This is a genomic window from Azospirillum sp. TSH58, from assembly GCF_003119115.1.
Lineage (GTDB): Bacteria > Pseudomonadota > Alphaproteobacteria > Azospirillales > Azospirillaceae > Azospirillum.
Map to the genome: position 1 here is coordinate 1,130,928 of NZ_CP022367.1, position 14,330 is coordinate 1,145,257.

Here is a 14,330-nt window from a genome sequence, read left to right on the forward strand (position 1 = left end):
ATCGAATCCCCACAAATAAAAGAAGCGGCATCGGACGAGTCCACGCGCAAAGCGAGCGCTTCGGTGACTTGCGCGTGTCTTGCGAGGGATAGGCCGTGAGTCCCACTTGAACGCGCGGCAATTTTTGCCTACTCTACTTGGGTGGGAGTGCGGACAGCGAGGAGTGCGTGTCATGGGCGTCAGCGGCATAGGGGGCTATCAACAGCAGCCCTTCACGACACCGTTAAGCAGCGGGCCGGCGGCCCTGCAGCAGACACGGGGAACCGATGCGAACCAGCAGGCCCAGAAGGCCGAAGAGGATCGCCGCCAGCAGATCCAGGCCCAGGATCAGCAGGCGCAGCAGAGCCAGCAGGCCCTGTCGTCGGGCGGCAACACCACCCCGACCCGCGGACAGAACCTCAACATCACGGTCTGATCGCGCGTCGTCCAATCGGGGCCCGCCCGGCCGGTCCGAGGCCGGGCCCGCAGGGGAAAGGCGGCCAGCCATGGACATCCGAAGCGTTTCCGGCATCCAGGCGAACCGGCCGACTCCGGCATCGGCGGTTCCGACGCCGCAGCCCGTGGCCGACGCCACGGCACAGACATCCCAATTACAGACATCCCAGATTTCGTCCGGGGATGCGGCCCAATCCGCCCCGGCGGCGGCCCCGTCCGATCCGGTTGTGGTGGCGGGCGGCTACATCAGCCCGGTCCTGCGCTACGACCAGGGTGCCCGGCTCGCCGTCATCTATTTCCGTGACCGCTCGTCGGGCGAGACCCAGAACCAGATCCCGGCCCAACAGGTGGTCGAGGAATACCGCCGCACCGCCAGCCGTCTGGGTGGCGTGGCCGGCGCGGCGGCGGAGGGCGACGGCACGGGCAAAGAGGCCGCGGCATCCGGCGCAAACGCCACCCCGGGCGGTGCCGAACGGAGCGCCGGATCGGGAGCCCGCGTCACCGCGTTGAGCGGCGTCCCGGCCACCGCAACGCCGCCCGCGACGGGCGCCGGGGCGGCGGGGACCGCCCCCGCGGCCGTTTCCCCTGCCCTGGGGTCCTACGGCGCGGGTTCGCCGGGGGCCATCGTTTCCGTCACCGTCTGATCCGGCAGTTCGAAGCGGGCGACCAGCGGCGCGTGGTAGCTTTCCGGGGAATGGCTGACCGTGGCGTGGGCGACCAGCTCGTCGCCCAGCGCCTCGTTGTGGATTTCGGCGGAGCGGAACCAGCCCAGCAGGGCGCGCGACACCAGCAGATGGTCCAGCATCACCGCGTCGCCGCCGTGCAGCACGGTGAAGCGGCGCTCCTCGGGGACGGAGCGCTCCAGCGGCACCAGCGACCGCCCGGCGAGATGGCCGTTGCCGGTCTCGTCCAGGTCGGCGCGGATGATGCGGACGGGGGTCTGCTCGATCTCGGCGTTGAGGTCGCCGGCCACCAGGATCAGCGCCTGCGGGTCGGCGTCGAACACCCGCTCCACCGCCAGCCGGGCCTCCAGCGCCTGCCCGGCCCGCTTGATCGAGGCGAGGTAGAAGCCCTCCGCCCAGCCGCCGACGCTTTTCCAGGTGGAGGCGTTCTTCTTCTGCCCCGGCACGGGGGCGGCGATGGGCGCGCGCAGATGCAGGTTGAAGACGTGCAGCCGCCGCCCGCCGGGAAGCTCGATCTCGCCATGCAGCACCGGGCGGTCCCAGGTCACGGCGTCGCCGCCGGGCTGCGCCGGGTCGGCGGTGATCATGCGGACCTGCGGGGACGGCACCAGATCATGCCGGTACTGCCGCGCCGCCAGGATCGGCCAGCGGCTCACCAGCACGAGGTTGTGACGGTCGGCCAGCTTCGTCCCTTCGCCGCCGGAGGTCCGGTGGAAAGCGGCGTAGGGGCCGCCCTCCAGCAGCCGGTTCAGCGCGCGCAGGGTCCGCGGCTCCCCCTTCGCGTCGCGCTGGCCGTTGACCTCCTGAAGGCACAGGATGTCGGCGTCCAGCCGCTCCAGCTGCGGGCGCAGCACGGCGGCGCGCTCCTCGAAGGACAGGTCGCCGGTGTCGTCCAGGCTTTCCAGGTTGAAGGTGGCGATGCGGATGCTGCTGCGGGTGCTGCGGCTCATGACCCCTCCCCGGACGCCCGGCCCGCCGCGGCGCGCGGGCGCGCCAGGAACAGGTGGTTGCGGTTGATGCGCCGCCGCCGCCGCCGGTGCGCGCTCAGCATCGCCGTGGAGGCGACGAGCGTGGCGTCCAGCCCGGCCTCGGCCATGCGCTGGGGGGTATCCGTACCATAAATCCGGTAGTGATAGGGATGGCCGAAGGCGGCCAGCCGCTTGGCGGGGGTGTCCATCGCCGGGTCCTCCCGCGTCGGCCCCTTGGGGTCGTAGGGGAACAGCAGGACGGCGCGGCCCGAGGGCTTCAGCACGCGGGCGATCTCGCGCAGCGCGGCGCGGTCGTCGGGGACATGCTCCAGCACGTGGCTGGACAGCACGAGGTCGAAACGGCCGTCCGGGAAGGGCAGGTCGGTCAGGTCGCCCTGCACGTCGGCGGCCGGGTTGAAGCGGTCCAGCGTGACGTAGCGCCGGCCGTGCCGCGCCCGCAGCAGCGGCTCCAGGCAGGGTTCGGGGGCGGTGTGCAGGATGCGCAGCGACCGGCGCAGCACGTCCGTCCGCTCCGCCAGGAAGCTCCACAGGAAGCGATGGCGCTCCAGCGATCCGCAGTCCGGGCAGCGGGCGTTGCGCCGCCCGCCCAGCCCGAAGGGCAGGAAGCGCGCCGCCTCCCGCCCGCAGAGCGGGCAGAGCAGGGGACCGGCGGCGGGCGTCAGGCCGCGGGCCCCCTCGTAGCGCGGGCGCTCGTACAGCGACTCCCGCCGGTAGACGGCGGCCTCGTCGAGATTCTGGTCCGCGATGGCGGGCAGCAGGCGGGACAATCCATGGAGCATGGGGATCAGAACAGTTCCACGTCGCCATCGATCCCGGTCTTGCGCAGCCGGTCCATGAAGGAGGTCTCGGACCGCGCGATGTCCCGCACCGTCTCCTCCCCGATCAGGCGGCGCTGGGTGCGGCCCGAGGTCGGGTAGAAGCGCACCGCGCGGGCCGTCGTGCCGCCGACGTCCCAGCTCATCGTCGGGATGCCTTCGGCCGCCAGATACTCCATGACGAACTCGACGTTGCGCTGGCCAATGCCGGCGCTGCGCGGCGCGCCGTTCACGCTGGCCCCGCCGAAGATCTTGGCGCGCAGCCGGTCGCGCCGCCCCGTCGCCGCCAGCAGCCGGTTGATGAGTTGCTCCATGGCCGCGCTGCCGTAGCGGGAGGAGATGGACAGCCGGTCGCCGTTGTGGTCGGGCAGCAGGAAATGGTTCATCCCACCGATCGCCGCGACGGGGTCGAACAGGCAGGCGGCGATGCAGGAGCCCAGCGTGGTGGTGATGACGACGTTCGGGTCGTCGCTGACCACGCAGCCGCCGACCACGATGTTGACCACCTCCGCGCCCAACTGCCGGTCGTGGTAGCGGTTGGCCGCGATGTCCGGCGTGTCGGAACCCTGCTGGTGTCGGCGGGCGCGCGGGCTGATCGGCATCCAGAACCTCGGTGGGACATTCGGTCGCAGTGTACAACCGACCGTCGCTCTTCGCCAAGCGTCGTGCTCACGGACTTCTGCAATCAACGGCGATCACAAGCCGGCGATCCACAACTCCAGCAGGTCGGCCTGGAGCTTGCGGGCGCGGACCAGCCAGGCGCGGGCCTCCGGCGGGATCTCGGCGATGCGGCGGTCCATCGTCCGGTCCATGGCGGCGCGCCGTTCCTCGTCGGTGACGAAGAAGGCGAAGCCCAGCGTGCGCCCGCTTGCCGTGGTCAGCGTGCCGGCCAGCGCCTTGGCGTAGGCCAGCGTGCCCGATTTGGCGCGCACGCCGGGGGGCAGGACCTTGCCCTCGTCCTCGCCGGGCAGAAGGGCCAGCACCGCCGGGCCGGCGCCGCGGATCAGCGCCATGGTCTGGGCCGGGGTGATCCGCGACGCGGCGCTGAGGCCGGAATGGTTGAGCAGCCGCAGCCCCGTCCAGTCGGTGCGCGGGGCCGCCAGCATGGCCGGCGCGGTCAGCACCGCCGCCGACTGCGGCAGCGTCTGCACCGCCGGGTCCAGCCGCCGGGCGGCGGCCAGACCGATCAGCTCCGCCGACAGGTTGTTGGAGTAGCGCAGGACCTGCCGGGCCAGCACCTCCAGCGGCTCGCTGCGGTGCAGGGCGGCGAGCGTGGCGGTCGGCGGCACCGCGCCGGGGGCCGGGGCAGGCAGGACGATCCCCGCCTCCGCGGCCAGCCGGCGGAAGACGTGCCCCGCCGCCAGACCGGGGCGGGTGACCGGAAGCCACAGGCTGGATGCCATGCCCGGCTGCGGGGCGAAGCGCCAGCGCTCGCCCACCGGCTCTCCGTTGGCCGGCTGCCCATCCGCGGCGGCGAGCGGGGTGAAGGCGGCGCCCACTCCGGCGCCCAACTGCACCGTCACGCTGTCCAGCGGCACGCGCCCCGCGTCGGACACCGACCACGCGCTGACCCGCACCGGCTGGCCGGCGGCGGCGGGGCGCGCCCAGTCGAAGCGGAAGCGGTTGAAGTTCAGCGACAGCGCCCCGACCCCGGTGTTGTAGCCGGCGGTCCAGGGCTGGCCGGCGTCGATCTCCGGCATCTCGGGCAGGGAGGAGGTGTCGTAGAGGAAGCGCCCGGTCACCCGCGTCACACCCAGCGCGCCGAGGTCGCGCAACAGCTCCGTCAGCCCTTCGCTGGACAGCGACGGGTCGCCGCCGCCCTTCAGGATCAGGTCGCCGTCCAGAACGCCGTTCCCCAGTCGTCCAGAAACGTGCAGCGTGGTCTCGAACCGGTGGTCCGGCCCCAGCACCGCCAGGGCGGCGGCCATCGCGGGCAGCTTGGCGACCGAGGCCGGGGCGAAGGGCTTGGCCGGCTGCCGCTCCGCCAGGACGGCGCCGCTGTCCGGATCGAACAGCACGTAGCCGACGTCATCGGCGGAAAAGCCGTTGCGGGCGATCGCCGCCCGGTCGTCCGGACCGGTGGCGCCATAGGGGGACGCACAGGCCGACACCGCGGTGATGCAGGCCAGCAGGAGCAGGATGGAGAAGGTCGGGATCCGCATGACGGCCAGTCTAGCGCAACGCGCCGCCCCGCATCCGCGTCAATCGTTGGCCGGGCCCCGATCAGGACGGGGGCGGGCCAGGAATCTTGCTGCGCGGAAAGTCCGCTTACCGTACGATGAAGTCCTCAAAAGACGCCACGCCTGTGGGGAAAGAGCTGAAAAGCCCATGATGTCACGGCGCCGCAGCCTCACGTTCGAAGTGGTCGTCGACCAGGGCGGAAAACCCAACATCGACGGGGTCTTTCCCGACGAGGCCGCGGCCCGGGAGCGCGCGGCGTATTTGCTTCGTCTTGCAAAATTTCCGGTTGTCCGGATTTTGAAGGTGAATCAGGCGGGCAAGGAAGAGGTCATCTTCCAGAAGTCCAGCTCCGGCGGCGGCAAGCCGACCACCATCTCCACCATCGACGAGACCGACGTCGGTCCCGCCAGCCTCTGCACCGACGCGCTCCAGCTCTTCTCCTACGAGAGCCGGATGCTGCTGCTGCGCCTGCTGCGCGGCTATTGGGACGATCAGGCGGTGATCCCGGCCGAGCAGCTCCACCGTTACTACCCGCTGCGCTATTTCGAGCGGGAGGCGCTGCTGTTCAACCCGGCGGTCAGCCGGCTCGCCACGCTTCAGGCGCCGTTGCTCGGCGTGAAGCCGTTCGACCGCCACGACCAGCTCATGCGGATGTTCACCCGGCTGAAGGAGATGGCGCAGGCGTCGGACACGCTGGCGCCCTTCGACGCGGCGCTGGCCCGCGGCGGCGTCGGCGGCCTGCTGGCCGCAACGGCGGAGCGCCCGCCGGAGGAGCGCGACCGGCTGGTCACCCACGCCTTCGCCGCCGTTCTGGAGCCCTGCCGCGACTGGCCCGGCAAGGTCAAGGCGCTGCTGCGCTTCCATCGCGAGGACGGGGAGGAGGAGGCGAACCGCCGCCTGCTCGACCAGATGCTGGCGGAGACGGTGGACGGGCGGGAGCCGGTGCGCGCACTGATCGGCTACGCGCCCGACCTGGGGGCGGCCCTGCAAAGCCTGGTGGCGGCAGTGCACGGCGACCTTGACGACCGGCTGCCCCACACCGACGATCTGCTGGCCCTGTCCAACGCGCTGGGCGGCGGCGGCTTCGACGAGACGCGCCGGGCGCTGCTGCGCCGCATCCAGGGAGGACTCGCCGGCCTGACTCCGCTGACCCGCACGGGCTCCGCCGCGGAGGGCAAGGCCTTCGGCATCATCGTCGACCGGCTGACCAACTTCGACGGTTTCCTGGGTGGCGCCGGCATGGCGGAGGCGCTGACCCGGCGCGCCAAGACGGTGTGGAGTCACGGCGGGCAGGACGCGTCCTTCGACACGGCGGTGCAGCGTCTGGCCACCCGTCTGCCGGCGCCGGCCCAGCGCATCGGCTATCTGCTGGACCTCGCCACCAGCCCCTTCGGGCGCAACAAGCTCAGCGTCCTGATCCGGCAGGTCGCCACCGAGTTCGAGAGCATCACCTCCGCCCGCGAGCTGGTCGCACCCGGCGTCAGCACGGACGACGTGCGCGGCGGCCTGGGCCGCCGCCTGCGCGCCGCCGGCATTCCCCGCGCGCTGGCCGATGGGCTGATCGCCAAGATCGCCGCGATTCCCGATGCCGAACGGTCGCTCGGCATCCCTCTGCTGGCCGCTCCCGTCGGGGAGGTCGTGACGCGGGCGACCGAGGAGACCGTTCTGATCGACGTGTCGAAAGCGGCGGCGGAGCGGCTGGTGCTGTTCTGGCGCGGCCAGACGCGGGCGATCCCGGAGGACGGGACCCAGATCGTCATCGGGCGGTCGTCGCAATGCCAGTTCGTCCTGGACATCGCCTCGGCCTCACGCCGGCACGCGGCGGTGTCGCGCCAGGACGGCGTCTTCGTGGTGGAGGATCTCAGCCGCAACGGCACTCAGATCGCCGTGCCGGGAGTGGCGGAGCCGCGGCGGCTGAAGGCCGGCGAACCGCTGCCGCTGCCGCCGCGCGGCGAGATCGTCATCGGCTCCACGGAGCTGGGCGAGGAGCCGGCGCGCATCGCCTGGGAAATCGTCAAGCGCTGAAGGCCTCATCCAGGGGGTGGAAGACGGGGCGCCAGCCGTCGCCGCGCACCGCCAGCGCGCCGACCAGCCCCGGCGCCGGGCGCAGGTCGAACAGCGACCAGTCCGCTGCGGTCCCGGCCGCCAGCGCGCCGTCCAGGCCGAGCAGGCGGGCGGGGCGGCCCGGGACCAGCTCCACCGCGAAGCGGTCGAGCGGCGTCGACAGCCCCTGGCCGGTCGCCTTGATGAAGGCCTCCTTGCGGGTCCAGCCGTTCAGGAACGCCTCGTCCCGCAGCGCGTCGGGCAGGGCGGCGAAGGCGGCGCGCTCCTCCGGCGCGAAGAAGCGCTCGGCGATTCCGGCGGCGTCCGGCACGGACCGCAGCCGTTCGACGTCCACCCCCAGCTCCACCGTTTCATGGGGGGCCGCGCTGGGGGCGATGGCGATCAGCACATGATCCTTGCAGTCGGCGAGGTTGAAGGCCGGGCCGCCGGGGAGGGAGGGCTTGCCCATCGGCCCGTAGGCGAAGGCCAGGGTCGCCGGGTCGCGGCCCAGCACGCGCCCGAGCAGATGGCGCAGCAGCCCGCGCCGCAGCGCGCAGCGGGCGCGCAGCTCCTCCGTCGCGAAACGGGCGGCCCGCGCCGCCTCGTCGGGGGAGAGCAGGGCGCGGAACGCCTCCAACCGGTGCGCCAGCCCGCGCAGGTCGGCATAACAGAGTTGAATTTCTCCCGTTTCCCGCATCGGATGTCCCCATTCCCCGGATTCGGGACTATAACCGCGCTGGCCCCGCGCGGCGATTGCGCTATCATGCGCCTCCCTTTTGCCGGATCTGGAACCATGGTCGATACCGCTCAGCTTGCTCCGCATCTGTCCAACGTCGTCAAGGACGCCGCCATTCCCGAGCTGCCCAACCACTACCGGGGCAAGGTGCGCGAAAATTACGACCTTCCCGACGGGCGGCGCGTCATCATCGCCACCGACCGGCTGTCGGCCTTCGACATCATCCTGACCGCCATCCCCTTCAAGGGGCAGGTGCTGACCCAGATCGCCCGCTACTGGTTCGAGGCGACGAAGGACCTCTGCCCGAACCACGTCCTGGAATACCCGGACCCCAACGTGGTGGTCGCCAAGCGCCTGACCATCATGCCGGTGGAGATCGTCGTCCGCGATTATCTGGCGGGCACCACCGGCACCTCGCTGTGGACGATGTACAAGAAGGGCCGTCGCGAGATGTACGGCCACGTCTTCCCCGACGGCCTGCGCGAGAACCAGAAGCTGCCGGACACCATCATCACCCCGACGACCAAGGCGTTCGACGCCGGCCATGACGAGGAGCTGACCGCCGCCCAGATCGTGGAGCGCGGGCTGCTGACCCAGGCCCAGTGGGACGAGGTGACGGCGAAGGCGCTGGCCCTGTTCGCCCGCGGTCGGGAGATCGCGGCGGCGCGCGGCCTGATCCTGGTGGACACTAAGTACGAGTTCGGCTTCGACGAGGCCGGCAACATCATCCTGGCCGACGAGATCCACACGCCGGACAGCAGCCGCTACTGGTTCGCCGCCAGCTATCCGGAGCGGTACGAGGCCGGGCAGCGTCCGGAGAGCTTCGACAAGGACTTCGTGCGCAGCTGGGTGACCCAGCGCTGCGACCCCTACAAGGACGCCATCCCGGAGATCCCGGCGGAGGTCGTGCTCGAGGCCGCGCGCATCTACATCGAGGCGTTCGAGACCATCACCGGCCAGACCTTCCAGGTTCCGACGGACGTCGCGCCGGCGGTGGAGCGCATCCGGGCCAACCTGGCGCCGTACTTCGCGAAGCCGTGATGAAGATCGCCATCCTCGACGATTACCAGAACGTCGCGCGCGATCTGGCGGAATGGCATCGCCTGCCCAACGGCAGCGCGCTGACGGTCTTCGAACGGCCGATCCCGGCGGAGGAGGTGGCGGGGACGCTCGCCCCCTACAGCGTCCTGGTGATCATGCGGGAACGCACGCCGTTCCCCGCGTCGCTGATCGACGCGCTGCCGAACCTGCGGCTTCTGGTCACCACCGGGGGGCGCAACAACGCCATCGACCTGGAGGCCTGCAAGGCCCGCGGCATCACCGTCTGCGGGACCGGCATGGTCGGCACCCCGACGGCGGAGCTGACCTGGGGCCTGATCCTGGCGCTGGTCAAGCGCATCCCGCAGGAGGAGCGCGGCCTGCGCGCCGGGCGCTGGCAGGCCGGCCTGACGCAGGGGCTGGCCGGCAAGCGCCTCGGCCTCGTCGGGCTGGGCAAGCTCGGCACCCAGGTGGCGCGGGTCGGTCAGGCCTTCGGGATGGAGGTCGCGGCCTGGAGCCCCAACCTGACCGACGAGCGGGCGGCGGCGGCCGGCGTGGTCCGGCTGGACAAGCGCGACCTGTTCGCCACCTCCGACATCGTCAGCGTCCATCTGGTGCTGGGCGAGCGGACGCGCGGCGTGGTCGCGGCGGACGACATCGACGCGATGAAGCCTTCCGCCTTCTTCGTGAACACCTCGCGGGCCGGGCTGGTCGACGGGGACGCGCTGCTGGCGGCGCTGCACGAGCACCGCATCGCGGGCGCCGGGCTGGACGTCTTCCCCGTGGAGCCGCTGCCGGTGGACAGCCCCTGGCTGGAGGCGCCGAACACGGTGCTGACGCCGCATCTGGGCTATGTCACCCGCGAGAACTACGAGGTCTTCTACCGCGACGCGCTGGACGACATCCTCGCCTGGCACGCGGGCGAGCCGGTGCGGATGCTCGCCTAGGAACCGCAGGGAGCCGCCCCGCTCTCGCCCCATGGCATTGGGGGAGGGCGGGGGGTCCCGAACGGGATCAAACCCCTGAAGATTTTCAGGCTTCCATGCCTTGTCCGCATCGGCCTTCGGTGCGGCGGCGGGTTGGTTTCACCCCGCATCGCCCGTCCGTTTTTCGCCCCTGCAACACGGATCGTGGGATTACAGCCGCGGCCAAGACGTAGATGGAAGGCAACCCCGCCACTTGCGGGGCGCGATTCCATTCCCAAAATGGGTGTGAAGCCTGAGGCAAAGGCGGGAGATGAACGAGTTTCGTTGCGTGGCGCGGGCCCTGCCGGGGCTGCGTGTCCGTGGGGTGGGGCGGCCACCGGTCCGGGAGGCGATTGGCGCTGTGGACAAGACGTGCCAAATTTGATTGGCCGAATTTGATTGGAAGTCTGTTGTTTCACGGCCATCCCGGCACGGAACGCGGACGGCCGGGACAGGAGACGGAAGGTTTGCCACCCATGGAGACAGGAATGAACATCTCGGACCTCTTGTCCGCACACAACGTCATTCTCGATGCCGGGCCGGCCAACAAGGAAACCCTGCTCGACCTTCTCGCCACCGAGGCGGCCAGCCGCATCGGGACCCCCAAGGAGGACATTCTCAAGGCCCTGCAGGCGCGGGAGCACATCGGCTCCACGGCGCTGGGCAAGGGTGTGGCGCTTCCCCACACCGAGCTGCGCGGGACCGAAAGCCCGCTGGTGCTGTTCGCGCGGCTCCGCAAACCCATCGATTTCGAGGCCCGCGACGACGAGCCGGTCGACCTCTTCTTCCTCGTGCTCTGGCCGACCGCGACCCGCAAGGGCCTGCTGCCCGTGATGGGCGAGATCTGCCAGGCCCTGCGCGACCCGCAATCCCTGCGCAAGCTCCGTCAGGCGGAGACGCCCGACACGGTGGTGCAGCTCGTCCGGCAGTCGCTTCCCCCCAACGCGGAACGGGAGCTTGACGACGACGATTTCTGACCGAGCGATTTCTGGCCGGCGCGGCGAGGGACCCCCATCCTTCCTATATTCGTAAAGCCGACAGTTCTCAGCATTTTGGCCCCTCCGATTGCCCGAGACCCCATTGTCACAGACCATGTCCGACGCCCTGTTGCTTCTGGCCGCCACCGGCCTTCCGTTCGCCGGCGCGATCGTCGCCGGGATGCTGCCGACGCACGCGCGGAACACCGCGGCGTGGCTGGCCGGCGCGATCGCGACCATCGGGCTGGGTCTGGTGTGGGCCGCCTATCCGACGGTGGCGGCGGGCGGGGTGATCCGCCATTCGATGGCCTGGATGCCGTCGCTCGGCCTCGATCTCACGCTGCGGATGGACGGCTTCGCGTGGCTGTTCGCCGGGCTGGTGTTCGGGGTCGGCGCGCTCGTCGTGCTGTACGCGCGCTATTACATGTCGGCGGACGATCCGGTCCCACGCTTCTTCGCGTTTTTGCTGGCCTTCATGGGGTCGATGACGGGGGTGGTCCTCTCCGGCAACCTGATCCAGCTCGCCTTCTTCTGGGAGCTGACCAGCCTCTTCTCCTTCCTGCTGATCGGCTATTGGCACCACACGGCGGCGGCGCGCGACGGCGCGCGCATGGCGCTGACCATCACCGCGACGGGCGGGCTGTGCCTGTTCGCCGGCGTGCTGCTGCTCGGCCACATCGTCGGCAGCTACAACCTCGACGTCGTGCTGGCCTCGGGCGACAAGATCCGCGAGCACGCGCTCTACCTGCCGGCGCTGGTCCTGATCCTGATGGGCGCCCTGACCAAGAGCGCGCAGTTCCCGTTCCATTTCTGGCTGCCGCACGCCATGGCGGCGCCCACCCCCGTCTCGGCCTATCTGCATTCGGCGACCCTGGTGAAGGCCGGCGTCTTCCTGATGGCCCGCCTGTGGCCGGTGCTGGCGGGGACGGAGGCGTGGTTCTGGATCGTCGGCAGCGCCGGTCTGGCCACCCTGCTGGTCGGCGCCTATGTGGCGATCTTCCAGAACGACCTGAAAGGACTTCTGGCCTATTCGACCATCAGCCATCTCGGGCTGATCACGCTGCTGCTCGGGCTCAACAGCGAACTCGCCATGGTCGCGGCGATCTTCCACATCCTCAACCACGCCGCCTTCAAGGCGTCGCTGTTCATGGCCGCCGGCATCATCGACCATGAGACGGGAACGCGCGACCTCCGGCGCCTGTCCGGCCTGAACCGCTTCATGCCCTTCACGACGCGGCTGGCGATGGTGGCGGCCGCCGCCATGGCGGGCGTGCCGCTGATGAACGGCTTCATCTCGAAGGAGATGTTCTTCGCCGAGACGCTGACGGCCCAGGCGTCGCTGCCGCTGCTGCTCCACATCCTGCCCTTCGCCGCGATGGTGGCGAGCGCCTTCGCCGTGGCCTATTCGCTGCGCTTCATCCACGGCGCCTTCTTCGGCCCCGACCCGGTCGACCTGCCGCACCTGCCGCACGAGCCGCCGGCCTGGATGCGGCTCCCGGTCGAGATCCTGGCGCTGGCCTGCATCATCATCGGCCTGCTGCCCGCGGCCACCGTGGGGCCGTACCTGAACATGGCGGCCCACGCCGCGCTCGGCGCCGCGACCCCCGAATACAGCCTGGCGGTCTGGCACGGCTTCAACACGCCGCTGGTGATGAGCCTGCTCGCCCTGGCGGCCGGCGTGACGCTCTACTTCCTGCTGCAGCCGCTGTTCCGCCGGAACATCGAAGGCCCGCCCTTCATCAGCCGGCTGGAAGGCCGCCGCATGTTCGAGCGCAGCATGGTCTTCCTGTCCTGGCGGCTCGCCCGGACGCTGGAAGGCCTGCTGGGCACCCGCCGCCTGCAGCCCCAGCTCCGTCTGGTCGTCTGCGTCGCCATCCTGGCCGCGGGCTGGGCGGTCTACCGCCGCGGGCTCGGCCCCGGCAATCTGGTGCCGCAGGGCATCGACCCCGTGCTCGCCCTGATCTGGGCGATCGGCGCGGCCTGCGCCCTGGGTGCGGCGTGGCAGGCCAAGTTCCACCGTCTCGCCGCGCTGATCCTGCTCGGCGGCACCGGTCTGGTCACCTGCGTCACCTTCGTCTGGTTCTCCGCCCCCGACCTCGCGCTGACCCAGCTGCTGGTCGAGATCGTCACCACCATCCTGCTGCTGCTCGGCCTGCGCTGGCTGCCCAAGCGGCTTCCCGGCACCGGCACGTCCGAGGTGATGCGGACGGGCCGCCGCCTGCGCGACCTTGCCATCGCCATCACCGCCGGACTCGGCATGGCCGGGCTGGCCTTCGGCGTGATGACCCGCTTCCCGCCGGAAATCCTGGCGCAGCATTTCCTGGAGCGCGCCTACACCGAGGGCGGCGGCACCAACGTCGTCAACGTGATCCTGGTCGACTTCCGCGGCTTCGACACGCTGGGCGAGATCGCCGTTCTGGGCGTGGTGGCGCTGACCGCCTACGCGCTGCTGCGCCGCTTCCGCCCGGCTCCCGACAGCGTGGACGTGCCGGAGCAGCAGCGCGACCAGAGCGCCTACGACATCGCCCGGCCGGAGCGGCGGGAGGGCGACACGGTGGCCGACTGGCTGCTGATCCCCTCGGTGATCGCGCGCCTGCTGTTCCCGGTGGTCGGCATGGTTGCGCTGTTCCTGCTGCTGCGCGGCCACGACCTGCCCGGCGGCGGCTTCGCCGCAGGGCTGATGGGGTCGATCGCGATGATCCTGCAATACATGCTGGGCGGGACGCAGTGGATCGAGGCGCGGCTGCGCGTGCTGCCGTTGCGCTGGATGGGCCTCGGGCTCCTGCTGGCCGCCGGCACGGGCCTGGGCGCCCTGCTGTTCGGCCGGCCCTTCCTGACCACCTATTTCGCCTACGCGGACCTGCCGCTCATTGGGAAGATTCCGACGGCGAGCGCGCTGCTGTTCGACATCGGCGTGTTCGCGCTGGTCATCGGCGCCACCATGCTGACCCTGATCGCGCTGGCCCGCCAGTCGGTCCGCGGCCACCGCGCCGCGGCGCCGCGCACCACGGCGGCGAGCGCCCCCGCGGTGCCCGGCCCGACCCTGAGCGGCGCCTCCGCCGCTGCTCCGACCGGCGCCACCCCGACCACTGCCCCGACCGCCGCAACCGGAGACGATTGATGGAACTTATCCTCGCCCTCGGGATCGGGGTGCTGACGGGCTCCGGCGTCTGGCTGCTGCTGCGACCCCGCACCTTCCAGGTCATCATCGGCCTGTCGCTGCTCTCCTACGCCGTCAACCTCTTCATTTTCTCGACCGGCGGCCTGCGCACGGGGGCGGCCCCGGTGCTGGAGCGCGGCATGGCCGGCAGCCTCGCCACCCACGCCGACCCGGTGCCGCAGGCCCTGGTCCTCACGGCCATCGTCATCAGCTTCGCGACGACGGCGCTGTTCCTCGTCCTGCTCCTCGCCGCGCGGGGCCTGACGGGAACCGACCATGTGGACGGTAAGGAGAAGTCCCGGTGAACG

Annotated in this window: 13 protein-coding genes; 8 read left to right on the forward strand and 5 right to left on the reverse strand. The window is 70.9% G+C overall.

Annotated features, from left to right (window positions below):
* Positions 1-172: 172 nt before the first annotated feature.
* Together TSH58p_RS33380 and TSH58p_RS26630 are read left to right on the forward strand one after the other, a co-directional pair.
* Complete coding sequence (locus TSH58p_RS33380) at positions 173-415, forward strand: hypothetical protein (RefSeq protein WP_158282622.1); 243 nt, start codon at positions 173-175, stop codon at positions 413-415.
* Between the two features lie 70 nt (positions 416-485).
* The gene (locus TSH58p_RS26630) at positions 486-1,079 is read left to right on the forward strand and encodes a hypothetical protein (protein WP_158282623.1); all 594 of its coding nucleotides are present in this window, start codon (positions 486-488) and stop codon (positions 1,077-1,079) included.
* Here the strand turns inward: TSH58p_RS26630 and TSH58p_RS26635 are convergent.
* The 4 genes from TSH58p_RS26635 to TSH58p_RS26650 all read right to left on the reverse strand — a co-directional run bounded on the left by TSH58p_RS26635 (position 1,034) and on the right by TSH58p_RS26650 (position 5,084).
* Positions 1,034-2,068 carry an endonuclease/exonuclease/phosphatase family protein gene (locus TSH58p_RS26635; RefSeq protein ID WP_109070800.1) on the reverse strand — a complete coding sequence of 345 codons (1,035 nt, stop codon included), beginning with the start codon at positions 2,066-2,068 and terminating at the stop codon, positions 1,034-1,036. The genes TSH58p_RS26630 and TSH58p_RS26635 overlap by 46 nt on opposite strands.
* Positions 2,065-2,886: a class I SAM-dependent methyltransferase gene (locus TSH58p_RS26640; RefSeq protein ID WP_109070801.1), complete on the reverse strand. Its 822-nt coding sequence runs from the start codon at positions 2,884-2,886 to the stop codon at positions 2,065-2,067. Before TSH58p_RS26640 ends, TSH58p_RS26635 begins: the two co-directional genes overlap by 4 nt.
* 5 nt (positions 2,887-2,891) lie before the next feature.
* The gene (locus TSH58p_RS26645) at positions 2,892-3,524 is read right to left on the reverse strand and encodes a chemotaxis protein (protein WP_094305045.1); all 633 of its coding nucleotides are present in this window, start codon (positions 3,522-3,524) and stop codon (positions 2,892-2,894) included.
* A gap of 93 nt (positions 3,525-3,617) precedes the next feature.
* Positions 3,618-5,084, reverse strand: a complete 1,467-nt coding sequence (locus TSH58p_RS26650) for a D-alanyl-D-alanine carboxypeptidase/D-alanyl-D-alanine-endopeptidase (RefSeq protein WP_109070802.1) — start codon at positions 5,082-5,084, stop codon at positions 3,618-3,620.
* 322 nt (positions 5,085-5,406) lie between these two features.
* Between TSH58p_RS26650 and TSH58p_RS26655 the strand changes: the two genes are divergently transcribed.
* Entirely contained in the window at positions 5,407-7,128 is a 1,722-nt protein-coding gene (locus tag TSH58p_RS26655; protein ID WP_247874105.1) for an FHA domain-containing protein, read from the forward strand.
* Here TSH58p_RS26655 and TSH58p_RS26660 read toward each other — a convergent pair.
* Positions 7,118-7,843: a 4'-phosphopantetheinyl transferase superfamily protein gene (locus TSH58p_RS26660; protein WP_109070804.1), complete on the reverse strand. Its 726-nt coding sequence runs from the start codon at positions 7,841-7,843 to the stop codon at positions 7,118-7,120. The genes TSH58p_RS26655 and TSH58p_RS26660 overlap by 11 nt on opposite strands.
* A gap of 96 nt (positions 7,844-7,939) precedes the next feature.
* On the opposite strand from TSH58p_RS26660, the gene TSH58p_RS26665 reads away from it, so the two are divergent.
* From TSH58p_RS26665 to TSH58p_RS26685, 5 genes are all read left to right on the forward strand, one after another.
* Entirely contained in the window at positions 7,940-8,923 is a 984-nt protein-coding gene (locus TSH58p_RS26665; protein ID WP_109070805.1) for a phosphoribosylaminoimidazolesuccinocarboxamide synthase, read from the forward strand.
* On the forward strand, positions 8,923-9,867 hold the full coding sequence (locus tag TSH58p_RS26670) for a D-2-hydroxyacid dehydrogenase family protein (RefSeq protein ID WP_109070806.1): 945 nt from the start codon (positions 8,923-8,925) through the stop codon (positions 9,865-9,867). Before TSH58p_RS26665 ends, TSH58p_RS26670 begins: the two co-directional genes overlap by 1 nt.
* Positions 9,868-10,373: 506 nt before the next feature.
* Positions 10,374-10,862 carry a PTS sugar transporter subunit IIA gene (locus tag TSH58p_RS26675; RefSeq protein WP_109070807.1) on the forward strand — a complete coding sequence of 163 codons (489 nt, stop codon included), beginning with the start codon at positions 10,374-10,376 and terminating at the stop codon, positions 10,860-10,862.
* A 115-nt stretch (positions 10,863-10,977) separates the two neighbouring features.
* Positions 10,978-13,983 carry a monovalent cation/H+ antiporter subunit A gene (locus TSH58p_RS26680; protein ID WP_109070808.1) on the forward strand — a complete coding sequence of 1,002 codons (3,006 nt, stop codon included), beginning with the start codon at positions 10,978-10,980 and terminating at the stop codon, positions 13,981-13,983.
* Positions 13,983-14,327, forward strand: coding sequence for a Na+/H+ antiporter subunit C (locus TSH58p_RS26685; RefSeq protein WP_014197933.1), 345 nt, complete (start codon positions 13,983-13,985; stop codon positions 14,325-14,327). Before TSH58p_RS26680 ends, TSH58p_RS26685 begins: the two co-directional genes overlap by 1 nt.
* Positions 14,328-14,330: the final 3 nt, after the last annotated feature.

Bases quoted from the DNA above. Each gene is read 5' to 3' on its own strand.
- TSH58p_RS33380 (WP_158282622.1), top strand. From the start codon at position 173: ATGGGCGTCAGCGGCATAGGGGGCTATCAACAGCAGCCCTTCACGACA.
- TSH58p_RS26630 (WP_158282623.1), top strand. From the start codon at position 486: ATGGACATCCGAAGCGTTTCCGGCATCCAGGCGAACCGGCCGACTCCG.
- TSH58p_RS26635 (WP_109070800.1), bottom strand. From the start codon at position 2,068: ATGAGCCGCAGCACCCGCAGCAGCATCCGCATCGCCACCTTCAACCTG.
- TSH58p_RS26640 (WP_109070801.1), bottom strand. From the start codon at position 2,886: ATGCTCCATGGATTGTCCCGCCTGCTGCCCGCCATCGCGGACCAGAAT.
- TSH58p_RS26645 (WP_094305045.1), bottom strand. From the start codon at position 3,524: ATGCCGATCAGCCCGCGCGCCCGCCGACACCAGCAGGGTTCCGACACG.
- TSH58p_RS26650 (WP_109070802.1), bottom strand. From the start codon at position 5,084: ATGCGGATCCCGACCTTCTCCATCCTGCTCCTGCTGGCCTGCATCACC.
- TSH58p_RS26660 (WP_109070804.1), bottom strand. From the start codon at position 7,843: ATGCGGGAAACGGGAGAAATTCAACTCTGTTATGCCGACCTGCGCGGG.
- TSH58p_RS26665 (WP_109070805.1), top strand. From the start codon at position 7,940: ATGGTCGATACCGCTCAGCTTGCTCCGCATCTGTCCAACGTCGTCAAG.
- TSH58p_RS26670 (WP_109070806.1), top strand. From the start codon at position 8,923: ATGAAGATCGCCATCCTCGACGATTACCAGAACGTCGCGCGCGATCTG.
- TSH58p_RS26675 (WP_109070807.1), top strand. From the start codon at position 10,374: ATGAACATCTCGGACCTCTTGTCCGCACACAACGTCATTCTCGATGCC.
- TSH58p_RS26680 (WP_109070808.1), top strand. From the start codon at position 10,978: ATGTCCGACGCCCTGTTGCTTCTGGCCGCCACCGGCCTTCCGTTCGCC.
- TSH58p_RS26685 (WP_014197933.1), top strand. From the start codon at position 13,983: ATGGAACTTATCCTCGCCCTCGGGATCGGGGTGCTGACGGGCTCCGGC.